An 18,500-nucleotide genomic window follows, 5' to 3' on the forward strand; every position below is an offset into this window, starting at 1 on the left:
AGGCCGTCCCGGCTGAGGGCGGCCTGCGGCGACAGCGTTTCGCTTTCCTGGCGGTCCATCTCCTCCCGGATGCGCTTCAAACTGCACGCGGGAAACGGCGGGTCAAATTTTTCCATCGTCGATCAGTCTTTCCATCAGCTGCAGGTAGTCGATGCCCGCCTGCCGGAACCCCTCCCGGCCGTATTTCATGTTGGCCTCCAGCACAAAGAAGCGTCCGCGGCAGACGCAGATGTCGATCCCGACATCGTTCCAACCGCAGCGCCGGGCGGTGGTAAGCGCCAGCTCGCGGGCCTCGGCCGGCACCGGGGCCAAGCTGATGGCGGCACCGGTGGCCACGTTGGAGCGAAATTCCCCCGGCGCGGCGATGCGCCAGTAGGCGTGCACAATCTCATCGCCGATGATAACCACCCGGATATCGCGGTCGCACGGCAGGTACTCTTGGATATAGGCGATTCGGGTTTCCCGGCAGTAGGCCGCCAGCTCATCGGGACTGCGAATCAAAAAAACCCCTCTTCCCATCGCCGATCCCCGGGGGATCTTGGCGATGAAGGGGTAGCTGAAGAGGGACGGAATTTTGACCCGCCCCTGGCGGCCGAAAAAAACACGGGTGCGCGGGTGCGGTAGGCGCAGCAGATTAAAAAGGGCGCTCTGGCGAATCTTGTCCTGGGCGAACCGGTAGGTATGGCAACTGGGAAAGGTGGCCTTGCCGGCCGCGTGGAAAAGATCCGCGTAGAAGCTCGAGGGGTAGTAGATTTTCTCGGCCCGGCGGATGGTCTCCGCCGTCTCGGGCGGGTAGCCCGAAAAATCAGGCTGCACCCCGAGGGTCAGCACATTGCGGCATCCTTTGAGGCGCCCCTCCAGGGCGATCACCTGGCGGCCGTTGCTGTTGGCTGCACCCATGGGCTCACCGGCCGCGGGCCCAGGCGCCCGCACGGCGATCGATTGCGGGCGGACGCGGCCGGCAAGGCCGGTCTCTGCCCGCAATCGCGGAATTTAGTGGAGCAATTCGACGATTTTTTCCACAACCGCGTTCAACTCCCGGGTAAAGGGGGTTTCGGCGGCTTCGCCCAGCAGGGGTTTGCCTTCATCGCTGGCCTTGACCACCCCGGGCTCAAAGGGTAGCGTTCCCAGGAACAAGACGTCCATTTCGGTCGCCGTGCGCCGGCCGCCGCCGCTTTTGAAGACCTCGATGGTTTTGCCGCAGCAGGGGCAGGCAAAGGGCCCCATGTTTTCCACCAGGCCCAACACCTCGAGGTTGACCGCTTTGCAGAAGTTGATCGATTTGCGGACGTCCGAAAGCGCTACGTCCTGGGGGGTCGTAACGATCAGGGCCTTGGCGCCGGGCACCGTTTGGGCCACGCTGAGGGGCTCATCGCCGGTGCCCGGCGGGGAGTCGATCACCAGAAAGTCCAGCTCCCCCCAGCGCACATCGCCGATAAACTGCCGGATCACCCCGGTCTTGGCCGGTCCGCGCCAAATTACGGGGTCGTCGCCGTTTTGCAGCAGCGACTGCATCGAGACCACCTTGAGGTTGTCGCTGAAGGCCTTGGGAATGGCAAAATGGTCCTCCCCCACTTCCAACAGGCCCTTGAGCCCCATGATGCCGGCAATGCTGGGGCCGTGCAGGTCAACGTCCATCAATCCCACCCGAAGGCCTTTGCGGGAAAGCGCCACGGCCGCGTTGGCGGCGATGCTGCTCTTGCCGACCCCGCCCTTGCCGCTCATGACCAGCAGCTTGTGCTTGATCTTGGCCAGCGAGCTTTCGATGATCTGTTCCTGAATCTTGGCGGCCATGCTCTGGCCGCCGCCTGAAGCGCAGCTTCCCGTTGAACACCCGGAAGCTGCGGTTTCGTCATTCGCCATGGGGAGATCTCCTTTCAAAAAACCTTCGGCGACGGGATCAAAAAGCTTTCTCATCCGCTCGAGGCTTCGCCGGGTATGGGAGCCCGGCCAGTAAATTCGCCCGCAACCGCTGCAGGTGTTGAAATTTTCGTGGGTGGCCCAAACGTAATCCGGCACCTTGTCCCGCACCGCTTCACGCCCGATGGCCACAATCGGCAGGTTGCAGCGGATGCAGCGCGAAAACGGCCGGGTGTCGGACCACCGGATGCCCAGGTCGGCCACCAGCTGCTGCAGCTGCCGGCAAGGGTCGTTAGCCGCCACAAAGAGCACCCGCACACCGGGCGGCGGCCGGCCCCTGCGGGAGCGGGTCAGCAGAATACGGACAGGCGTTTCATCGCTTGCGGCCGGTGGCGGATCCCCCGGCCAGACGGTGTCGAATCCCAGCAGGCGCAGCCACTTGGCCAACTTGCCCAGCGGACGATCGGCCTGGAAGCGCAGCGGCGGCGCAGAGGAAGCATCGCGTGGCATGACCGCAAAACCGTTTCATTGGGGGCTCTGCAGGCCTTTTGGGCACAGCCCCTTAAGGCTCCGGATCCGGGCTGTCACGGCCCCGCCGCCCCCGGTCTCAGGCGGAAAATTTCGGCTGTCAGCGCGGGGTTGGCCCAGCAGCGCTCGATCTGCAGCCGGAATACCGGCTGAGCGGCGCTTGAAACCGTCAGTTCGGCCGGTAAAGGGCAGTCCGACGCACCCAGGCGCCCCGAAAAATCCACCCCATACAGGAGCCGATTTCCGTTGTCAAACATCTCGATCCGTCGCACCCGCCCCTGCCCGTCGGGATCCAGGTGGATTTTTTCAACCAGGCGTCCGCTGCCGTCCCACAGCCACAGCACATCACGGCCGCCGACCGGGTCGGGGTGCAGCCGGGCGGTGTGGAAAGGCCGCACGGGAATGCGACCGGTCAGCAGACTGACGATCTCCTCGGCATCGATGGCCACCAGCAGGAGCCGCCGGAGAGTGGCGTCGTTGGCGGATTTGCGGTAAAACCGGCCCTCGCTGTGGGCGTCGAGGTAAAACCAGGTGCCGTCGTTGGCCAGCGTGGCGATGGGAACCCCGGAGATGTCCCGCAGCAGCAGCCTGAGCTTGTCCGGCCGCTGGCCGACCCACGCGACCCGTGCGCGCTGGACGGTGTTCTGCCGCCAGAGGGTGAAACTGCCCAGTCCCTTGACCGCCAAAAGCCCGGGGTTGTGGGCATCGAGTTGATCCAGGGCCTCGCGCGCGGCTGCGGCCGCGGCCTGCTCGGCGGCCGTCAGGGGTTTGGGCGGGCGCTGCCCGGTCCACGTGCTGCAAGCCGCCAGGCAAACCGCCAGCCAGACGGCCGCCCACAGGCCCCTGGAAACCGGCGAGACCAGCAGAAATAAAGTTCCGGACATGCGATACCCTTGCGGAGGCCGATTCAGCCGGCTCAGGGAGCGGGGTCCCCGCCGAGACTGCGGATCTTCTGCTCCAGATCGGCGGTGTCCGAATCCTTATCCTTTTTTTCCAGGGCGCGCCGGTAGTATTTCAAGGCATTCGGACGGTCATCGAGTTTGCGGTAGGCATCCCCGAGGTGCTCCAGGATGACGGGGTCATCGGGCACCAGGCGTGCGGCTTCCAGGAGGTAGTGCACCGCCTTGTCGTATTGCCCCTGCTTGTAGTAGACCCACCCCAGACTGTCGGTGATGTAGCCGTCGTCGGGCTTGTGTTTCATGGCCGCCTGGACGAGGCGCTCGGCCTCGTCCAGGTTTCGGCCGAGATCGGCGAAAGTGTAACCCAAATAGTTGAGCGCGCCGGCATTCTCCGGTTCCAGCGCCAGCACGGTGCGCATGCTGGCAATCGAGTCCTCCTTGCGGTTCCACTTGTCGTAAACCACCCCCAGGCGGAAATGGAGGCGGGCGTCGCGCGGGGCCAGCGTGAGCCCCTCCTTTAGCACGCTCTCGGCCTTGGCGTACTCCTCTAGATCCTCGTAAAACGACCCGAGGTAGAGCCGGAAATCGGCATTTTCCGGGGCGTTGACGATCGCCTCCTGGAGGTGGGCGATCGCCCGGTCCAGCTGGTCGGCCTCCTGGTAGTAGAAGGCCACGTGCACCGCCGCGTTCTGGTAGAAGCGGGAGTCGGGTGGGACCTTCAGAAAATGCTCCCGGGCGGCCTCCTTATCGCCCAACCCGTCGCGCGCCACACCGGCAAGGTAATGCAAATCGGGGCTCTGGGGGGCCGCGGGGAGCATGGCTTCCACCACGGTGGCGGCGCTCTGGTAATTTTCGCTATCAAAGTAGTGCGTTACCAGCTGGCGGATGACCTCGTTATCCTCCAGGCTGCGCCTGCCCAGTTCGGCCAGGAGGCTGTTGGCGGCGGCGGGCTGGCCGCTTTCCCGGTAAAATTCGGCCAGCTCCAGGGATGCGCGCACGTTGCCGGGGTTGCGCGCCAGGATCTCGCGATAGGTTTTCAGCACCTTGTCCCGGCGCCCCTGGCCGCGGTAGATTTCGATCAGTTCAAAGCGCGGCTCCTCCAGGTCCGGTTCCATCTCGAGGGTCTTGCGAAACGCTTTTTCGGCCTGCGCGACAAGGCCCTGACGGGCGTAGATTTGCCCCAGGAAGAAATGGCCGGCATAGGCCTCGGGGACCTCCCGGATGAGCTGGGAGTAAACCCGCTCGGCGTTTTTGAGATCGTTCTGCCCCATGTAGAGGCCCCCCAGGGCGAGATAGATATCCTGCCGCCCGGGATCGCGCACCAATACCTGTTCATAGGCCTCAATGGCCGGCTGGACCTCTTCCAGTTGCTCCCGGATTTTTCCCAGAATGACGAGAAATTCGACTTCCTCCGGCTGCTGGGCGAGGATCGCCTCCACCACCCCGAGGGCGTTGCCGTAATCCTTTTTGCGCAGATAGAGACCCGTCAGCTCCCGTTTCAGCACGAGGCTGCCGGGGTCCATTTCCAGGGCGCGGTTGAGCAGCGCAATGGCTTGGTCCGGACGGCCGCGCCTCACCTGGGCGAGGGCTTCCAGATAGAAGAAATACTGGTTGGCGGGCCGCTCGACGCCGGGGTCATCGGCCTGGGTCCGCAGGGGGGCAGACGGAGAGAAGGCCGCACAAGCGCTCAAAAACAGAATGACCACACCAACGGTGGTCACGATGATCAGACGGGCTTTTATCACTGCCATTGTCCTGTTGGGTTGGTCCAAGATCAGGAAGCCGCCGCTCAGTCGGATCCCTCTTCGTCGGAGTAGGCCTCGAAGTCGGGAATTTCGCGTTTGAAGAACTCCTTCATCTTCTTGATGATATTTTTTTCCACCTGGCGCACGCGCTCGCGCGAAATGCCGTAGCGGTCGCCGATTTCCTGGAGGGTGACGGGACTGTCGGAAAAAATCCGCAGATCGAAGATCTCAAGCTCGCGCGGGGTCATCCTTTTGCGAAACTCGGCGACCTTGGCGTGCAGCAGCCCTTCCATCTCCTTTTTGGCCATCTGGTCCTCGGCCGATTCGGCGGCGGTGCTGAGAAACTCGATCCGCTCGGTATCCGAATCGTCTTTCAGGGGCGCGTCAAGGGAAACATCCCAGGCGTCCAGACGCTGGTCCATCTCCACGATTTCACGCTCGGACACCCCGAGCCGCTCCGATAGCAGCTTGGGCTTGGGGTCGAAGCCCTGGTCGATGAGCTTCTGCTTTTCCTTTTTGAGCTTGAAAAACAGCTTGCGCTGCCCCTGGGTGGTGCCGATTTTCACCAGACGCCAGTTGTCCATGATGAACTTGAGGATATAGGCCTTGATCCAGAAAGAGGCATAGTAGGAAAACTTGACATTTTTGTAAGGGTCGAATTTCTTGACGGCCTGCATCAGGCCGATATTGCCCTCCTGAATGAGGTCCAGCAGGTTCTGCATCCAAACCCGCTGGAATTCCAGGGCGATCTTGACCACCAGGCGCAGGTTGGCGGTGACCAGCATGTAAGCCGCTTCCTTGTCTTCGTCTTCGCGAACCCGAATCGCCAGCTCTCTTTCCTCCTCCCGGGTGAGCAGTTTATAGTTGCTGATTTCGGTCAGGTAGAGCTGCAGGGGGTCGAATTTGACCAGGGCGTTGTTTTCCGCCCCGCCGCTGCCCGCGGCCTTGGCCTTGGACCCGGCTGCAGCCGGCTTTTTGGGGGCGTTCTTTTTGACCGCGGCATCCGGATTGGCGAGGCCGGACGGAGGCTTAGCTTTAGTTGCAACACTCATGCGACGACATCCTTATCTTGACTGCCACCGGTGCGCGTCAGGCCCGGGTGAGACATTTTCGCTGTGGACAACCCGCGCGACATATGGTAAGCAGCGTCTCGTTTATTACTGCGCCTGTAGCTCAGCTGGATAGAGCAACGGACTTCTAATCCGTAGGCCGCAGGTTCGAATCCTGCCAGGCGCACCAAAAAATCGAGGGGGTTAGCCCTTGGCGGGCGACCCCCTTTTTTATCTTAAAAAAAATTCTGATGGTAGCCAAATGGGGACCGCATCGTGTGGTGACCGATTTGACCCAAATTCTATTACAGCAAGCTAAAAAATGCAACTTCAAAAAAAAATCGCGGGAAATCAACGGTTCCAGGAGAAAAGCCGGGCGCCGAGGGCTAGACAAACCGCGCTGATCGCCAGCATGACGGCCAGTTCCAGGCGCACCGCCATCAAATCTGCCCCGTCGTTCATGATCTTGCGCACGGCCGAGATCAGGTGGGTCAGCGGGAAAACCTGGGCCAGGCCCCACACCCAGCGGGGGGAGCCCTCCAGCGAAAACCAGACCTCGGAGAGAAACATCATCGGCCAGGTGATGAAATTGAGCACGCCGCTGGTGAACTCTTCGCTGACGCCCCGGGAGGCCATCAGAACCCCCACCGCCGTCAGGCTGAGCCCCCCCACCAGAAAGGTCAGCAGCAGATCCAGATAGCGGCCGGCCACCTGAAAGTGAAAGATCAGGTCGCACCCCACCCAGACCACCACCAGCGAAAACATCAGCAAAAAGACCCGCGAGAGCACCTGCGCCCCCAGGTATTCCAGGGCCGTCAGGGGGGTGGCCTTGAGGCGCTTGAGGACCCCGTTTTTGCGGTAGCGCACCACCACGTAGCCGACCCCCCAGAGGGCGCTGAACATCATGTTCATCCCCAGGATCCCCGGAAAAAGCCAGTCGATGTAGCGAATTCGGGCCCCCTGAATGGCGTTCTTCCGCCCGGGGGCCGGGAGGCCGGCCGAGGCGCGCAGACTGTCGTTGAAAAGCCTCTCGATCATATAGCCTTTGGGAGAGGCGTCATTTACCCAGTAATCGCGGCTGGCCGGATCGTTTTTGACCAGAAAATCGATCTTGTGGCGGTTCAACTTGGTCAGCCCCTCTTCCAAGGAGGCGATCGGGACGAACTGCAGATAGCGGGTTTCGCCAAATGCCGCCGCAATCCGCAGATTTTCCCCCGCGGGGGATTGCGTTGCCAGCGGAAAGACCCCGACCTTGTACTCGGACAACTCCTTGCCGCCGAAAATCAGGCCGAAGCCGGCAATGATCAGGAAGGGGAACAGGAAATTCCAGCCGAATGCCGCCCGGTCCCGGAAGTATTCACGGTTTCGGGCCTTAAAAATGACCCACAGCCTTTGGAAGCTCATAGTCAGGCCCGCAGTTTGCGCCCGGTGAGGTTGAGAAAGACGTCTTCGAGGTTGGGTGAGCGGACCGTCAGACCGGTGATGTCCACCCCGCCGGCCATCAGCCGCCGCAAACAGCCATGGGTGTCGGTGGTCTGGATTTCAATATTGCCGTTGACCCGGTGAAAGTGGTCCGCCACTGCTTCCACCGGTCCGTTGAAACCGTCTTCGGGCAGGACGATGGTGATCCCCTCGCAGTGCTGCCGGATGAGGCCCAGCGGTGTCCCACGGGCGATGATGCGGCCGCGATCCATGATGGCGACCTGATCGCAGAGGGCCTGGGCCTCCTCCATGTAGTGGGTGGTGAGAATGATGGTTTTGCCCTGGGCCTTGATCTCGCCGATGATGTCCCACAGGTTTCGGCGCGCCTGGGGGTCCAACCCGGTCGACGGTTCATCCAGGAAAAGCAGTTCCGGGTCGTTGACCAGTGCCAGCGCCAGCAGCAGCCGCTGGCGCTGGCCGCCGGAGATCTTGTCGTTCATCTGGTCGCGGATCTCCCCCAGACCGCACTGGGCCACCAGCGCCGCCAGGTCCCGGCGCCGGCGGTAAAGGCCCTGCAGGGTTTGCAGGGTTTCAAAGACCGTCAGAAAGGCCAGCAGGCCGGTCTGCTGGAACTGGATGCCGATCTCCTCGCGGAAGGCCGCACCGCGGGGGGCGCCCTTGTAGCGGATCTCGCCGGCGCTGGGCACGATGATGCCTTCGATCATCTCGATGGTGGTGGTTTTGCCGGCGCCGTTGGGGCCCAGCAGCCCGAAGCAGGTACCGCCCTCGATGGCGAAGTCGACCCGGTCCACCGCCACCAGATCCCGGTAGCGCTTGACGAGTTCGCTGACCTCAAGGAGCATGATCACCCTTCCTTTTCAGGTCTCCCCGGCCCGGGGCGCCGGGCGTTCGCGCGGCTTGGGCCAAGGCGTAGACGCTGTCTAAAAGCGCGCTCTTGAAGGCCATGGGGGTCTCGGCCCGTTCGGCCGCCGCCGGCGCCGATTTCCCCGATATTGCCCTTGATCACCGCCAACTGCAGCCCGGCGCTGAGCTCTTTGACCGCCGCTGAGCGGGCCGCGGTGGCCCCGCAGCCCACGATGTCCAGCACCACCGGAATGCCCAGCGCATTGGCCTTTCGACCGGCGATCTGCATGCTCTCCAGAACCGCGCGGTCCAGGGTCCCGATATTGAGGACCAGCGCGCCGGCCAGCCGGACCATCTCGGCCACCTCCTCGGCCATGTGGGCCATGACCGGCAGCGCGCCCACCGATCGGGTTATCTGGGCGCAATCGGCGACGGTCACCCAGTTGGTGATGCGGTGTACCAGCGACGCCTGCCGCCGGATAGCGCAAAGGAGTGTTTGAACGGCCCCCCGGTCGATAACCGAGATGTCAGTCAAAGTGGTTGTATCCTCCCTGAAGCGGGACGCTCACCCCGCCAGCAATCACCAGCAGGCGGCCCGCGGCGGCGGGGACGATCTCACCGACGACGGTGAAGTTGAGCCCCGAGCGGCGCAGCCGTTCCAGGTTGCGGGGTGCGAGGGTGAAGAGCAATTCGTAATCTTCGCCGCCGCCGAGGGCAAATCCCAGCGGATCCCGGCCCAGGGCGGCTGCGGCAGCGGCCACACCCGGGTGAAGGGGAATTTGGTCGGCCGCGATCCGGGCGCCGACGCCGCTCCGATCGCAGATATGCCCCACCTCGGGGGCCAACCCGTCGCTGACGTCGATCATCGCGTTGACCAGCGGGGCCAGCAGGGGCGCGGCATCCAGGCGGCACTCGGGAACGAGGTGCTTGCGGCGCAGGTCGCGGCTGACCGGCAGATTGCGCTGCATCAGGGCCAGACCGGCGGCCGAGCCGCCCAGGGTGCCGGTCACCCCGATCAGGTCTCCCACCCGGGCGTGGCTGCGCAGGCACAAGCGGTCTACGGCCACCTTCCCCATGAGGGTGATGCCGACCGTGATGGCCTCGCCGCGTGTGGTGTCGCCGCCGACGACCGTCACCCGGTTCCGGCGGCAGGAACACCCCATGCCCCGGTAGAGGGCCTCGGCGGTTTCAACGGGGGTCTCCGGCGGCAGCGCCAGGCTGACCAGCATGGCGCCCGGCTCCCCGCCCATGGCGGCGATGTCGCTGACATTGGCTTCGACGGCCTTGAAGCCGACCGCCTCGGGCCCGCACCAGGTGAAGCTGAAATGCTGGTTTTCCACCAGCAGGTCCGCGGTGACCAGCTGGTAAAACGCCTCATCGGCGGTTTCCAGGACCGCGGCATCGTCACCGATACCGACGATCAGCCCGGGACACCGGCCGGGGACCAGCCGGCGAAGCCGGTCGATCAGGGCGAATTCACCGCCGATCTCCTTGATCTGCATGGCTCAGAAACCTTTCCAAACCCCGTGACGGCGAAAGCTTCCGGCGGGCGCCGGCCCCATCCACTTGGCGGATATTGTCCAGCGAAATCCCGCCGATGGCCACCACCGGAATTCTTACCGCCACCGTAATCGCCTGCAGGCCATGAAGGCCGATAAGCCGGGCGTCTTTTTTGGTGGAGGTCGCGAAAACGGCCCCGGCCCAGAGATAATCCGCCCCGGCGGCCTGGGCCGCCAGCGCCTGGCTCACCGTGTCCACCGATACCCCCACCAGCATGCCGGGCGGCACCCGCTGCAGAACATCGCGGTAATCGGCGTCCTCCTGACCGATGTGGACCCCGTCCGCCCCAACGGCCAGGGCGGCCGCCACCCGGTCGTTGACAATGAAGACCGCGCCGGGCTGTCGGCGCACCCGTTCGGCCATCTGCCCCGCAAGACGCAAAAAGGCCGCATCACCGAGGGTTTTCTCCCGCAGCTGAATAATCCTGGCGCCGGCAGCCAGCAGGGCGTCACACAGCGCCAGGGTGTCGGCGAAGCAGTAAAGTTCCTTGCCTTCGCCTGAGAAACGGGCCTTGCGAACGGTCATCCGGATCATCCTCTGTCCCACAAAAGCAAAAGCCGGTCGGCAAACCGGCTTCGTCAGGGGGATATTGGCGGGTCGTGTTTCCTTTCGCTGGAATGATCCAGATCAAGTTAAAAGGGTCTGATCTCAGCCCACCCGTCGGCGGGCACCCCCAACACGCAGCTGGATTCTGATTTAGCAACCCGGACGCGATTCGTCAACGGCTTTTACGCCAAGCCCTTGCGCCCGGCCGGGATTGCGTCTATCATGGTGTTTAAGGTTAGCCGCGGCCCCCGACCCGCAGATGGCCGCAGTTGCCGCCGCCGACCGCATGCCGGGTCGCGGCTCTAAACGCCCATCCCCACAAGGAGACGCTCGATGTGCGCTGCCCCGATGATCCCGTCGCCGGAGGCCTATTTCGGCAGGTTGCTTCCCGCCCGCGACCCCCTGCTGCAGCACCTGGAGCAGGAGGCCCAGCGCGAGAAGATTCCCATCGTGGGCCCGGTGGTGGGGGAACTGCTCTATCTGCTGGCCACCCTCGGCCAGGCCCGCCAGGTGCTGGAGCTCGGCACCGCCACGGGTTATTCGGCCCTTTTCCTGGCCCGAGCCTGCAAGCCCTTGGGCGGCCGCGTGCTGACGGTGGAAGGCGACCCGCACATGGCCGCCCGGGCCCAAGCCAATTTTCAGACCGCCGACCTGGCTGCCGCCATCGAACTGCGCCAGGGCGATGCCCTAGGCGTCATCCAGCGCTTGAGCGGCCCCTATGACCTGGTCTTCATGGATATCGACAAATCGGTCTACCAGTCGGCCCTGCCCGACTGCCGGCGCCTGCTGCGCCCCGGCGGCCTGCTGGTCGCCGACAACACCGCTTTCCGCGACGCCGACGGCTTCAACCGCGCCGTCGCCGCCGATCCCGGTTGGCGCGCGCTGCATCTGTATGCCTTCCTGCCGGGACATTCCCCGGAAAAAGACGCCCTGACGCTGGCCCTGCGGCTCTGAAGCCGGCCTGCCCAAAAGGCCCCGGGGCCCAAAACAGAACGGGTGGCCCACAGCGGGCCACCCATCAGGAGAGGGAGGATGAGAATGGTAAAGTCCTTGTCAACGGGCTTTACCAGACAGTTATGAATACCATCGGACAAAGAGGCCAAAAACCTTACGACGATTTTTTCGAAAAGTGCCCCCGCCGGACCCGCTCCGGCTGCCCGCGATGATTTTGAAAACCAAACGGCCTCCCACCCCAAACGCCCCGGGCGGCTGCCGAACCGCGCTGCAAGCGTCGGAAACCACAGCCTTCGACCCCTTTGCAGACCGCTGCGCACGCGATCTGCGCAACAGCCTTGCGAAGGCGCTGGCGAAAGCTCTGGCAAGCGGCCGGCCGGATGGCTATCGTCAACTGGCGCGGCGCTGGCGGGCCGGGGGCCTTTCCACCGGCTGCCTGCGCTACCTCGAGGAGCGGCTGGGGCGCTACGAGCAGGCCATGGCGGCCTGCCAGGCGCTCCCCGACCGATCCCCCCTGATGACCGCCCGGGTGCTCTGGAATTTGGGCCTCTTCTTCGAAGTCCACGAAGTCGTGGAGGAAATTTGGCACACGGCCATAGGCGGCCGCCGCGAAGCCCTCAAGGGGCTGGTCCAGGCCGCCGGGGTTTTTGTGCACCGCGAGGCCGGCCGGAACGCGCCTGCCGCACGCCTGGCGACCCGGGCATCCCAACGGCTGGCGCGCTGGGGCCGATACCTCCCCGAAATCGGCAACCTGGAAGAGCTGCTGACGGTCCTGGCGGCCTACCCCGCCTCCCCCTGCCGCCTGCAGCCGGCAGCTGCAGGCGGCGGCCGCGGGGCCGGCCCGAATGTTCAGCAAAAGTTTGATCGGGGTTGACTCGCGCAGGACTTCGGGTCATAAAGGGCACATTGTGCTGCGCGCGGGTATTCAATCATCGCCGGCGTCCGCGGCCGGCGGCCCGCCCAATGCGAGGTTGCAGCGACCGGTAGAAGCCGACCGGGTTTTTTTGCGAGCCATCGGCGGGCGAAAAGGGAGTACCGGCGTGAACGCAGCCGGCCGGGGGCGTTTCAGGGGGCCGGTTAGATTGGGGCCAACGGGCCGCAGTGCCGGCGCAGCCCAGGGAAGAAAGCGAAATGGCTGATTTAGGGGGCAAAACGATTGTCATCACGGGCGCCAGCCGCGGCATCGGCCGGGCCATGGCGCTCAGATTCGCCCGGGACGGGGCCAATGTCGTGGTTGCCGCCAAATCGGTCAAGCCCCACCCCAAACTGGCCGGAACCCTGGCGGAAACCGCTGCGGCGGTGGAGCAGGCGGGGGGCCACGCCCTGGCGGTCAAGACCGATGTGCGCGACGAGGATCAGGTCGAGGCGATGGTGGCGGCGGCCGTTGCGACTTTCGGTGGGATCGACGCCCTGGTCAACAATGCCGGGGCCATCAGCCTGACGACGGTGGCGAACACTCCGCCCAAACGCTACGACCTGATGCAGCAGATCAACGCGCGCGCCGTATTCATCTGCTCCCGGGCCGTTCTGCCGCACCTGAAGCAATCCGAGAATCCGCACATCCTCAGCCTCTGCCCGCCGATCAGCCTGGCGCCGCGCTGGCTGAGGGATCACGCCCCCTACACGCTTTCCAAGTACGGCATGACATTACTCAGCATGGGCATGGCGGAGGAATTCAGAGCCTTCGGGATCGCCGTCAACTGTCTGTGGCCGCGAACGATCATCGCCACCGCCGCCATCGAATTTGCCGTGGGGGACCGCAACACCCTGAGGTACTGCCGCAAGCCCGCCATCATGGCCGATGCGGCCCACGCCGTTCTTACCTCCCGCGCCCGGGAGCTGACCGGTCGGTGCCTGATCGATGAAGCTTTATTGCGGGATCGCGGGGTAGCGGATTTCAGCGTTTACGCTAACGATCCCCACATGGCGGGTCAGCCGCAACTCGACCTGTTCATTGCCGATTGACGTTCGTGCGGGTCATCGTCCGCATCGCCGGCCCGCGGGCGCCCTCCCGCCACCACCGAAGCGGGACCCCGGGCCGCCCGACCCGCAACCAAATTGATAGACCGGTAAAAATTCAAAAACCAGACGGTTTAGCAAAAAGGTCAAGTTCAAGGCGCGCAAATCTCGAGGAGTGAGGCGTACTGATGTACGCCGCAGCGACTTCGAGATGCAGCGCAACGCAGAAATTGAACTTTTTGCGGAACCGTCAAAATTGAAACCGAGACCGATCTCATTCCGATCCCTTCCCGCCGCCTGCGCCCCGCGGCGAAGGAAGGGCCAGCGGAGCTTGAAACCCATTGGAGTTATGAATTATGACAGCGGAAGCTGATTCCCATGACGAAAAACCCCGTGCCCCAAAACCCGATTTTCTGACCCCCACCCGCTTTGACCAACTCGACATCCCGCCCCCGCTTCAGGCCGGTCTGGAAAGCGCCGGCTACACCCGCTGCACCCCCATCCAGGCCCAGGTCCTGCCGGTCTCCTTGGCCGGCCGCGACGTGGCCGGCCAGGCGCAGACCGGAACCGGCAAAACCGCCGCTTTTCTCGTGACGGTGATGACCCGGATGATGACCTTTGAACGCAAACACCCCGACCTGCCGGCCGCCCTGGTCGTGGCCCCGACCCGTGAACTGGCCCTTCAGATCCACGAGGACGCCGAGATGCTGAATCGGGAGACCCACTACCGGATCCTCTCGGTGGTGGGGGGCATGGAATATCGCGAGCAGGCCGAGGCCCTGAAGAAAGGGGTGGACATCGTCATCTGCACTCCAGGCCGGATCATCGACTACCTCAAGCAGGGGGTGTTTCAACCCAAGGACATCCGGATCGTGGTCATCGACGAGGCCGACCGGCTCTTTGACCTCGGCTTCACCCAGGACATGCGCTACATTTTGCGCAAGCTGCCCCACTACGAGAAACGCCAGTCGATGCTCTTTTCCGCCACCCTCTCCTACCGGGTGATGGAGCTGACCTACGAGTACATGAACCAGCCGGAATTTATCGCCATCACTCCCGATATGAAGACCGTCGAGGGAATCCAGCAGTCCCTTTTCCACGTCGGCAAGGAGAGCAAGCTCTCGCTTTTGTTGGGGCTCCTGGCGCGTGAAGCCTGGGAACGGGTGCTGATCTTCGTCAACACCAAGTCGGGGGTCGAATGGCTGGCCTGGAAGCTTCAGGGCAACGGGCTGCCGGCCGAGGGCATCACCGGCGACATCCACCAGCGCAAGCGCCTGCGCCTGATGGAGGAGTTCCGGGACGGCCGCATCAAGATCCTGGTGGCCACCGATGTGGCCTCGCGCGGGATCCACGTGGAGGACATCACCCACGTCATCAACTACGACCTGCCCCAGGACCCCGAAAATTACGTCCACCGCATCGGCCGCACCGCCCGCGCCGGCAAGACCGGGGTCGCCCTCTCCCTGGCCTGCGAGGATTATGTCCTGCACCTGGAGCCCATCGAACAGATGCTGGGCAACGCGATCCCGGTGGTGTGGCCCGAGGACGACTGGTTTGTCAAAGATCAGGCCGGTCCCCGGCCGGCCCGCAAACGGCCGCGGGAAAAGCGCGACGGGCGGGGCCGACCGGCCGCCAGGGGGCCGCGGCGCGCCGCCCCGCGAAAAATAAAAAACGGCGGCCCGGCGGTTGAAGCCGAAGCCGCCAAAGGCGATCCGGCCGAGGGCCGTACGCCTGCCGCCGCGAGATCCAACGGCAGGCCGATGCGCAAAGGGCGGCGTGAAATGGAGGCCACAGGGGTTTTCAAATTCGGTCTGACCATCGCCAAGACCGACGCCCCCGCCGCGGCCGAAACCCCGTCCGAAGAGGCTGCGACCGAGCCCAAAGGCGCCAAGCCGGCCAAAAAACACCGCCCGCGGCGGCGGCGTCGCAAAAAGAGCCCAGCGGCGGCTACTCCCGCGCCAGAGCCGCAAGCAGAAGCGGAATAAACTTCGTGTTGGCCCGGGGAAAGGGGTACGCGTCGATCTCGTTCGGCCTTACCCAGCGATAGTCCGCCGGGCCGTTGAGGCGCACCTCGCCGGCCACGAAGCGGCAGGTGAAAACGTCCATGCGGATCCGAAAATGGGTGTAGGCGTGCCGCACCCGGGTCAAAAGGCCCAGGACCTGCACCTGGAGGTTGACCTCCTCGGCGATCTCCCGGACGCACGCCTCGGCGGCAGGCTCCCCGGGCTTGACCTTGCCGCCGGGAAACTCCCACAGCCCCCCCAGCAAGCCCTCGGATTTGCGGCGGGTGATCAGCAGGCGGTCCTCGCGGCGCACCACCCCCACGGCGATGTGGTAAAGCGGCACGGCGCGTGGCTGCCGGCGCTTGGGATATTCGGCCACCCGCCCGCTCTGAAATGCGGTGCAGGCCGTTGCCAGCGGGCAGCCGCCGCAGTCCGGCTGACGGGGGGTACAGACCAGAGCGCCGAGTTCCATGACGGCCTGATTGAATTCCCCGGGCCGACGGGTGTCCAGCAGTTCCTGGGCCAGGGCCCGGAAGCGGCGCAGGGCAGCGGGCTGGTCCACCGGCAGGTCCAGAGCCTGCAAACGCGCCAGCACCCGCTTGACGTTGCCGTCCAGCACCGCATAGGGCTGCTGAAAGGCGATGCTCAGGACCGCCGCGGCGATATAGTCGCCGACCCCCGGCAATTTCCGAAATTCCGCAAAACTCTCGGGGATCCTGCCCCTGTAAACCCGGTCTACTTCCCCGGCTGCGCGGTGCAGGTTTCGGGCGCGGGCGTAATATCCCAGACCCTCCCACAGCTTCAGCACCTCCTGCTGCTGCGCCCGGGCCAGCTGGTAAACGTCCGGGAAGGCCGCCACGAAACGCTGGTAATAGGGGATCACGGTCGCCACCTGGGTTTGCTGTAGCATGACCTCGGAAACCCAGATGCGGTAGGGGTCGGCGCTTTCGCGCCACGGCAGCCGGCGCCGATTGGTCTCGTACCATGCCAAGAGGGCGTTTCGCAACGCTTGCATGCGCCTGTCTTTCCTCCGTGCCGACCCCGCTGGTTGTCGGGGTTCAGGAGCCGTAGTAAAGCCGATAGTAGCGCCGGGCGGCGCGCTCGGGGTCGCCCAGGCGACGGTGCAACAGGTAGCCCACGCACAGCCGCAGCACCAGCCACACCTGGGGGCCAAAGGGTCCCCGCGCCCATCGCCGACTGGAGGCCGTCAGCCCGTCAGCCAGAAACGCCAGCCGCCCGGCCGCCTTGAGGCGCAGCGCCAGCTCCACGTCCTCCATCAGCATCTGTTCCGGGAAACCGCCGATGGCCGGCAGGACCGAGCGCACGAAAAACTGCGCCTGATCGCCGAAGGCGATCCCGCTCAGCCGGGTGCGCCAGTTGTTGAGCAACACCAGCAGACGGGTCGCGGGGCGGCTGCGGTCGAAGGCCATCGCCATCGCCCCGCCGACCAGGCTGCGATCGCGGTTGAGGGCCTCCAGCACGCGGCCGGCTGCGCCCGGTTTCAGCCGGCAGTCGGCGTGCAGCACCAGCACCACCTCCCCATGGGCGCAGGCGACCCCCGCGGCGATCTGCGGCCCGCGCCCCCGGGGTGCGGTAACGACGCGGGCCCCGGCCCGGCGCGCCAGGGCCACGCTGTCGTCGCCGGAGCCCCCGTCGGCCACGATGACTTCGCAGACCCCGGGGATACCCACCAAGGCCTCCAGAGAGGACGCCAGACGGCGGCCCTCGTTCAGGGTCGGGATCACCACCGAGATGGTTGTGAGCGGCTCCCGACAGGGCCTGCGCCTTTTCCGGGGGCTGATGTGCGGCCAGATCAGAATTAGGACGAAAGGCCCGTACTGCAGCCATTTGAGCCGGTGCATCTCCTGAAAGACGCCGGTGGCGTATTCCACCGCCAGGACCGGGAAGGTGGCCGCCGCGGCAGCCTGCAGCCACAGCCAGGCCGGGGCGGCGACCAGCGCCGCGAAGGGGGCCACAAGGTTCAGGTACCAGGGGTGCACGGTGGGCATGCAGAGCAGCAGCCAGCCGAAGGCATACAAGAGGCTGCGGTCGCGGTCCGGGACGCTCAGAAAGATCAGCAGCAGTCCCGCGGCCAGCAGACCGGCGGCGGCCAGCAGGCTGCCGACGGGGCCCAGCAAGGGCCTGAGGAGGGCCGGCAGAAAATCGTTGTAGTGCATGCCGGCGCCGAAAACCGTGAGGGAGCCGAAAAGACCGCCGCCCGCAGCTGCGAAGGGGATGAAGGCGAGCCCCGGGACCAGGGCCCAGAGGCTTTGGCGGCGGTTGCGGCGGGTGAGCACAAAGGGCAGCGCCACGGCCGCCAGGTATTTGACCATGACCGCGCAGCCCAGGCAGAAAAACCCGCTGCGGCCCCTGCCGGCGGCCGCCAGCGCCACACCCAGGACCAGCGGCAGGATCATCAGGCTGTCCAGGTGGCCCTCGCCGGCGATAAAGACCAGCAGCAGCGGGTTGGCCGCGTACCACAGCAGCCGGGCCGCCGGCAGCTCCGCGCGCCGCAGCAGGGCCGCCAACGGAAACAAAACCGCGGCATCGGCCAGGGCCGCCACCAGCTTGAAAAAGAACGGATCAGGCCGCAGCGCCGCCAAGGCCCGGAAGATCAGCTGGGCCAGGGGCGGATAGCAGGCGGCGAGATCCTTGTGGTTGATGCCCTCGAAAACCGCCTGCAGGCTGCCCGAGGCCAGCGGCTGCAGCAGCGGGTCCTGGGGCGCCAGAGCGTAGGGGTTGAACCCACGCAGCTGGAGAACCCCCTCCCACACGTAGCGGTTGAGATCCAGGCTGGGGGGAAAGATCAGAAAAAGGGCCCGCAGGCCGACCCCCAACCCCAAAACGGTCCAGAGGGCCTGCCGCCCCGAAAACCCCGACGGAAACGTGCGCACCATTGCCCACAGCAGCCCGAAGGCCAGCAGGTAAAGGACCCCGAAGGCCGGCCCCCACCTGCCGACGGGCCCGGCGAAGGCCATCAGGCCGGCCACCAGAGAAAACGACAGCGTGCTGAGAACAAAGGGCATCGGTTATGGTTCGGGCGGCTGTGGCCTCAGGCGAGGCGCCGGTGCTGCCACCAGGACAGCAGCCCCACGCTGGAGAAGCCCGTGG

The 18,500-nt window shown here is 64.9% G+C and carries 16 protein-coding genes, 1 tRNA gene and 1 riboswitch; of the genes, 5 read left to right on the forward strand and 12 right to left on the reverse strand.

All coding sequences use genetic code 11. The features are described 5' to 3' along the window. Positions 1-102 precede the first annotated feature (102 nt). From LJE63_07830 to LJE63_07850, 5 genes are all read right to left on the reverse strand, one after another. Positions 103-900 (reverse strand): RimK family alpha-L-glutamate ligase, encoded by a 798-nt coding sequence (locus tag LJE63_07830; GenBank protein ID MCG6906518.1) that lies wholly within the window; start codon positions 898-900, stop codon positions 103-105. 93 nt (positions 901-993) lie between these two features. Then, entirely contained in the window at positions 994-2,370 is a 1,377-nt protein-coding gene (locus tag LJE63_07835; protein ID MCG6906519.1) for a P-loop NTPase, read from the reverse strand. 74 nt (positions 2,371-2,444) lie between these two features. Beyond that, positions 2,445-3,272 (reverse strand): hypothetical protein, encoded by an 828-nt coding sequence (locus tag LJE63_07840; protein MCG6906520.1) that lies wholly within the window; start codon positions 3,270-3,272, stop codon positions 2,445-2,447. Positions 3,273-3,304: 32 nt separating this feature from the next. Further along, positions 3,305-5,032, reverse strand: a complete 1,728-nt coding sequence (locus LJE63_07845; protein ID MCG6906521.1) for a tetratricopeptide repeat protein — start codon at positions 5,030-5,032, stop codon at positions 3,305-3,307. A 44-nt stretch (positions 5,033-5,076) separates the two neighbouring features. Then, entirely contained in the window at positions 5,077-6,084 is a 1,008-nt protein-coding gene (locus LJE63_07850) for an RNA polymerase factor sigma-32 (protein MCG6906522.1), read from the reverse strand. A gap of 110 nt (positions 6,085-6,194) precedes the next feature. Here LJE63_07850 and LJE63_07855 point away from each other — a divergent pair. Next, positions 6,195-6,271, forward strand: a tRNA-Arg gene (locus tag LJE63_07855). A gap of 161 nt (positions 6,272-6,432) precedes the next feature. Here the strand turns inward: LJE63_07855 and LJE63_07860 are convergent. Genes LJE63_07860 through thiE form a run of 5 tightly spaced genes read right to left on the reverse strand, consistent with a single transcriptional unit; the run spans position 6,433 to position 10,452 of the window. Beyond that, on the reverse strand, positions 6,433-7,485 hold the full coding sequence (locus LJE63_07860) for an ABC transporter permease (protein ID MCG6906523.1): 1,053 nt from the start codon (positions 7,483-7,485) through the stop codon (positions 6,433-6,435). 2 nt (positions 7,486-7,487) lie between these two features. Then, positions 7,488-8,366 carry an ABC transporter ATP-binding protein gene (locus LJE63_07865; GenBank protein MCG6906524.1) on the reverse strand — a complete coding sequence of 293 codons (879 nt, stop codon included), beginning with the start codon at positions 8,364-8,366 and terminating at the stop codon, positions 7,488-7,490. 2 nt (positions 8,367-8,368) lie between these two features. Beyond that, positions 8,369-8,902 (reverse strand): hydroxyethylthiazole kinase, encoded by a 534-nt coding sequence (locus LJE63_07870; GenBank protein ID MCG6906525.1) that lies wholly within the window; start codon positions 8,900-8,902, stop codon positions 8,369-8,371. Then, complete coding sequence (gene thiL / locus LJE63_07875; GenBank protein MCG6906526.1) at positions 8,895-9,869, reverse strand: thiamine-phosphate kinase; 975 nt, start codon at positions 9,867-9,869, stop codon at positions 8,895-8,897. The genes LJE63_07870 and thiL overlap by 8 nt, the downstream gene beginning before the upstream one ends. Then, complete coding sequence (gene thiE, locus LJE63_07880) at positions 9,844-10,452, reverse strand: thiamine phosphate synthase (GenBank protein MCG6906527.1); 609 nt, start codon at positions 10,450-10,452, stop codon at positions 9,844-9,846. The genes thiL and thiE overlap by 26 nt, the downstream gene beginning before the upstream one ends. A gap of 62 nt (positions 10,453-10,514) precedes the next feature. Further along, positions 10,515-10,612: riboswitch (TPP riboswitch) on the reverse strand. Positions 10,613-10,806: 194 nt separating this feature from the next. Between thiE and LJE63_07885 the strand changes: the two genes are divergently transcribed. The 4 genes from LJE63_07885 to LJE63_07900 all read left to right on the forward strand — a co-directional run bounded on the left by LJE63_07885 (position 10,807) and on the right by LJE63_07900 (position 15,371). Next, a complete protein-coding gene (locus tag LJE63_07885; protein MCG6906528.1) occupies positions 10,807-11,427 on the forward strand; it encodes an O-methyltransferase in 621 nt (206 codons plus the stop codon). Between the two features lie 208 nt (positions 11,428-11,635). Continuing rightward, positions 11,636-12,301 carry a DUF309 domain-containing protein gene (locus LJE63_07890; protein ID MCG6906529.1) on the forward strand — a complete coding sequence of 222 codons (666 nt, stop codon included), beginning with the start codon at positions 11,636-11,638 and terminating at the stop codon, positions 12,299-12,301. A gap of 257 nt (positions 12,302-12,558) precedes the next feature. Further along, positions 12,559-13,392, forward strand: a complete 834-nt coding sequence (locus LJE63_07895; protein ID MCG6906530.1) for an NAD(P)-dependent oxidoreductase — start codon at positions 12,559-12,561, stop codon at positions 13,390-13,392. 350 nt (positions 13,393-13,742) lie between these two features. Then, a complete protein-coding gene (locus LJE63_07900) occupies positions 13,743-15,371 on the forward strand; it encodes a DEAD/DEAH box helicase (protein MCG6906531.1) in 1,629 nt (542 codons plus the stop codon). On the opposite strand, the gene mutY is transcribed toward LJE63_07900, so the two are convergent. Then, positions 15,334-16,404 carry an A/G-specific adenine glycosylase gene (gene mutY / locus LJE63_07905; GenBank protein ID MCG6906532.1) on the reverse strand — a complete coding sequence of 357 codons (1,071 nt, stop codon included), beginning with the start codon at positions 16,402-16,404 and terminating at the stop codon, positions 15,334-15,336. The genes LJE63_07900 and mutY overlap by 38 nt on opposite strands. 43 nt (positions 16,405-16,447) lie before the next feature. Next, positions 16,448-18,415, reverse strand: a complete 1,968-nt coding sequence (locus LJE63_07910) for a TIGR04283 family arsenosugar biosynthesis glycosyltransferase (GenBank protein ID MCG6906533.1) — start codon at positions 18,413-18,415, stop codon at positions 16,448-16,450. Positions 18,416-18,500: the final 85 nt, after the last annotated feature.

The sequence above is a fragment of the Desulfobacteraceae bacterium genome (assembly GCA_022340425.1).
Lineage (GTDB): Bacteria > Desulfobacterota > Desulfobacteria > Desulfobacterales > JAABRJ01 > JAABRJ01.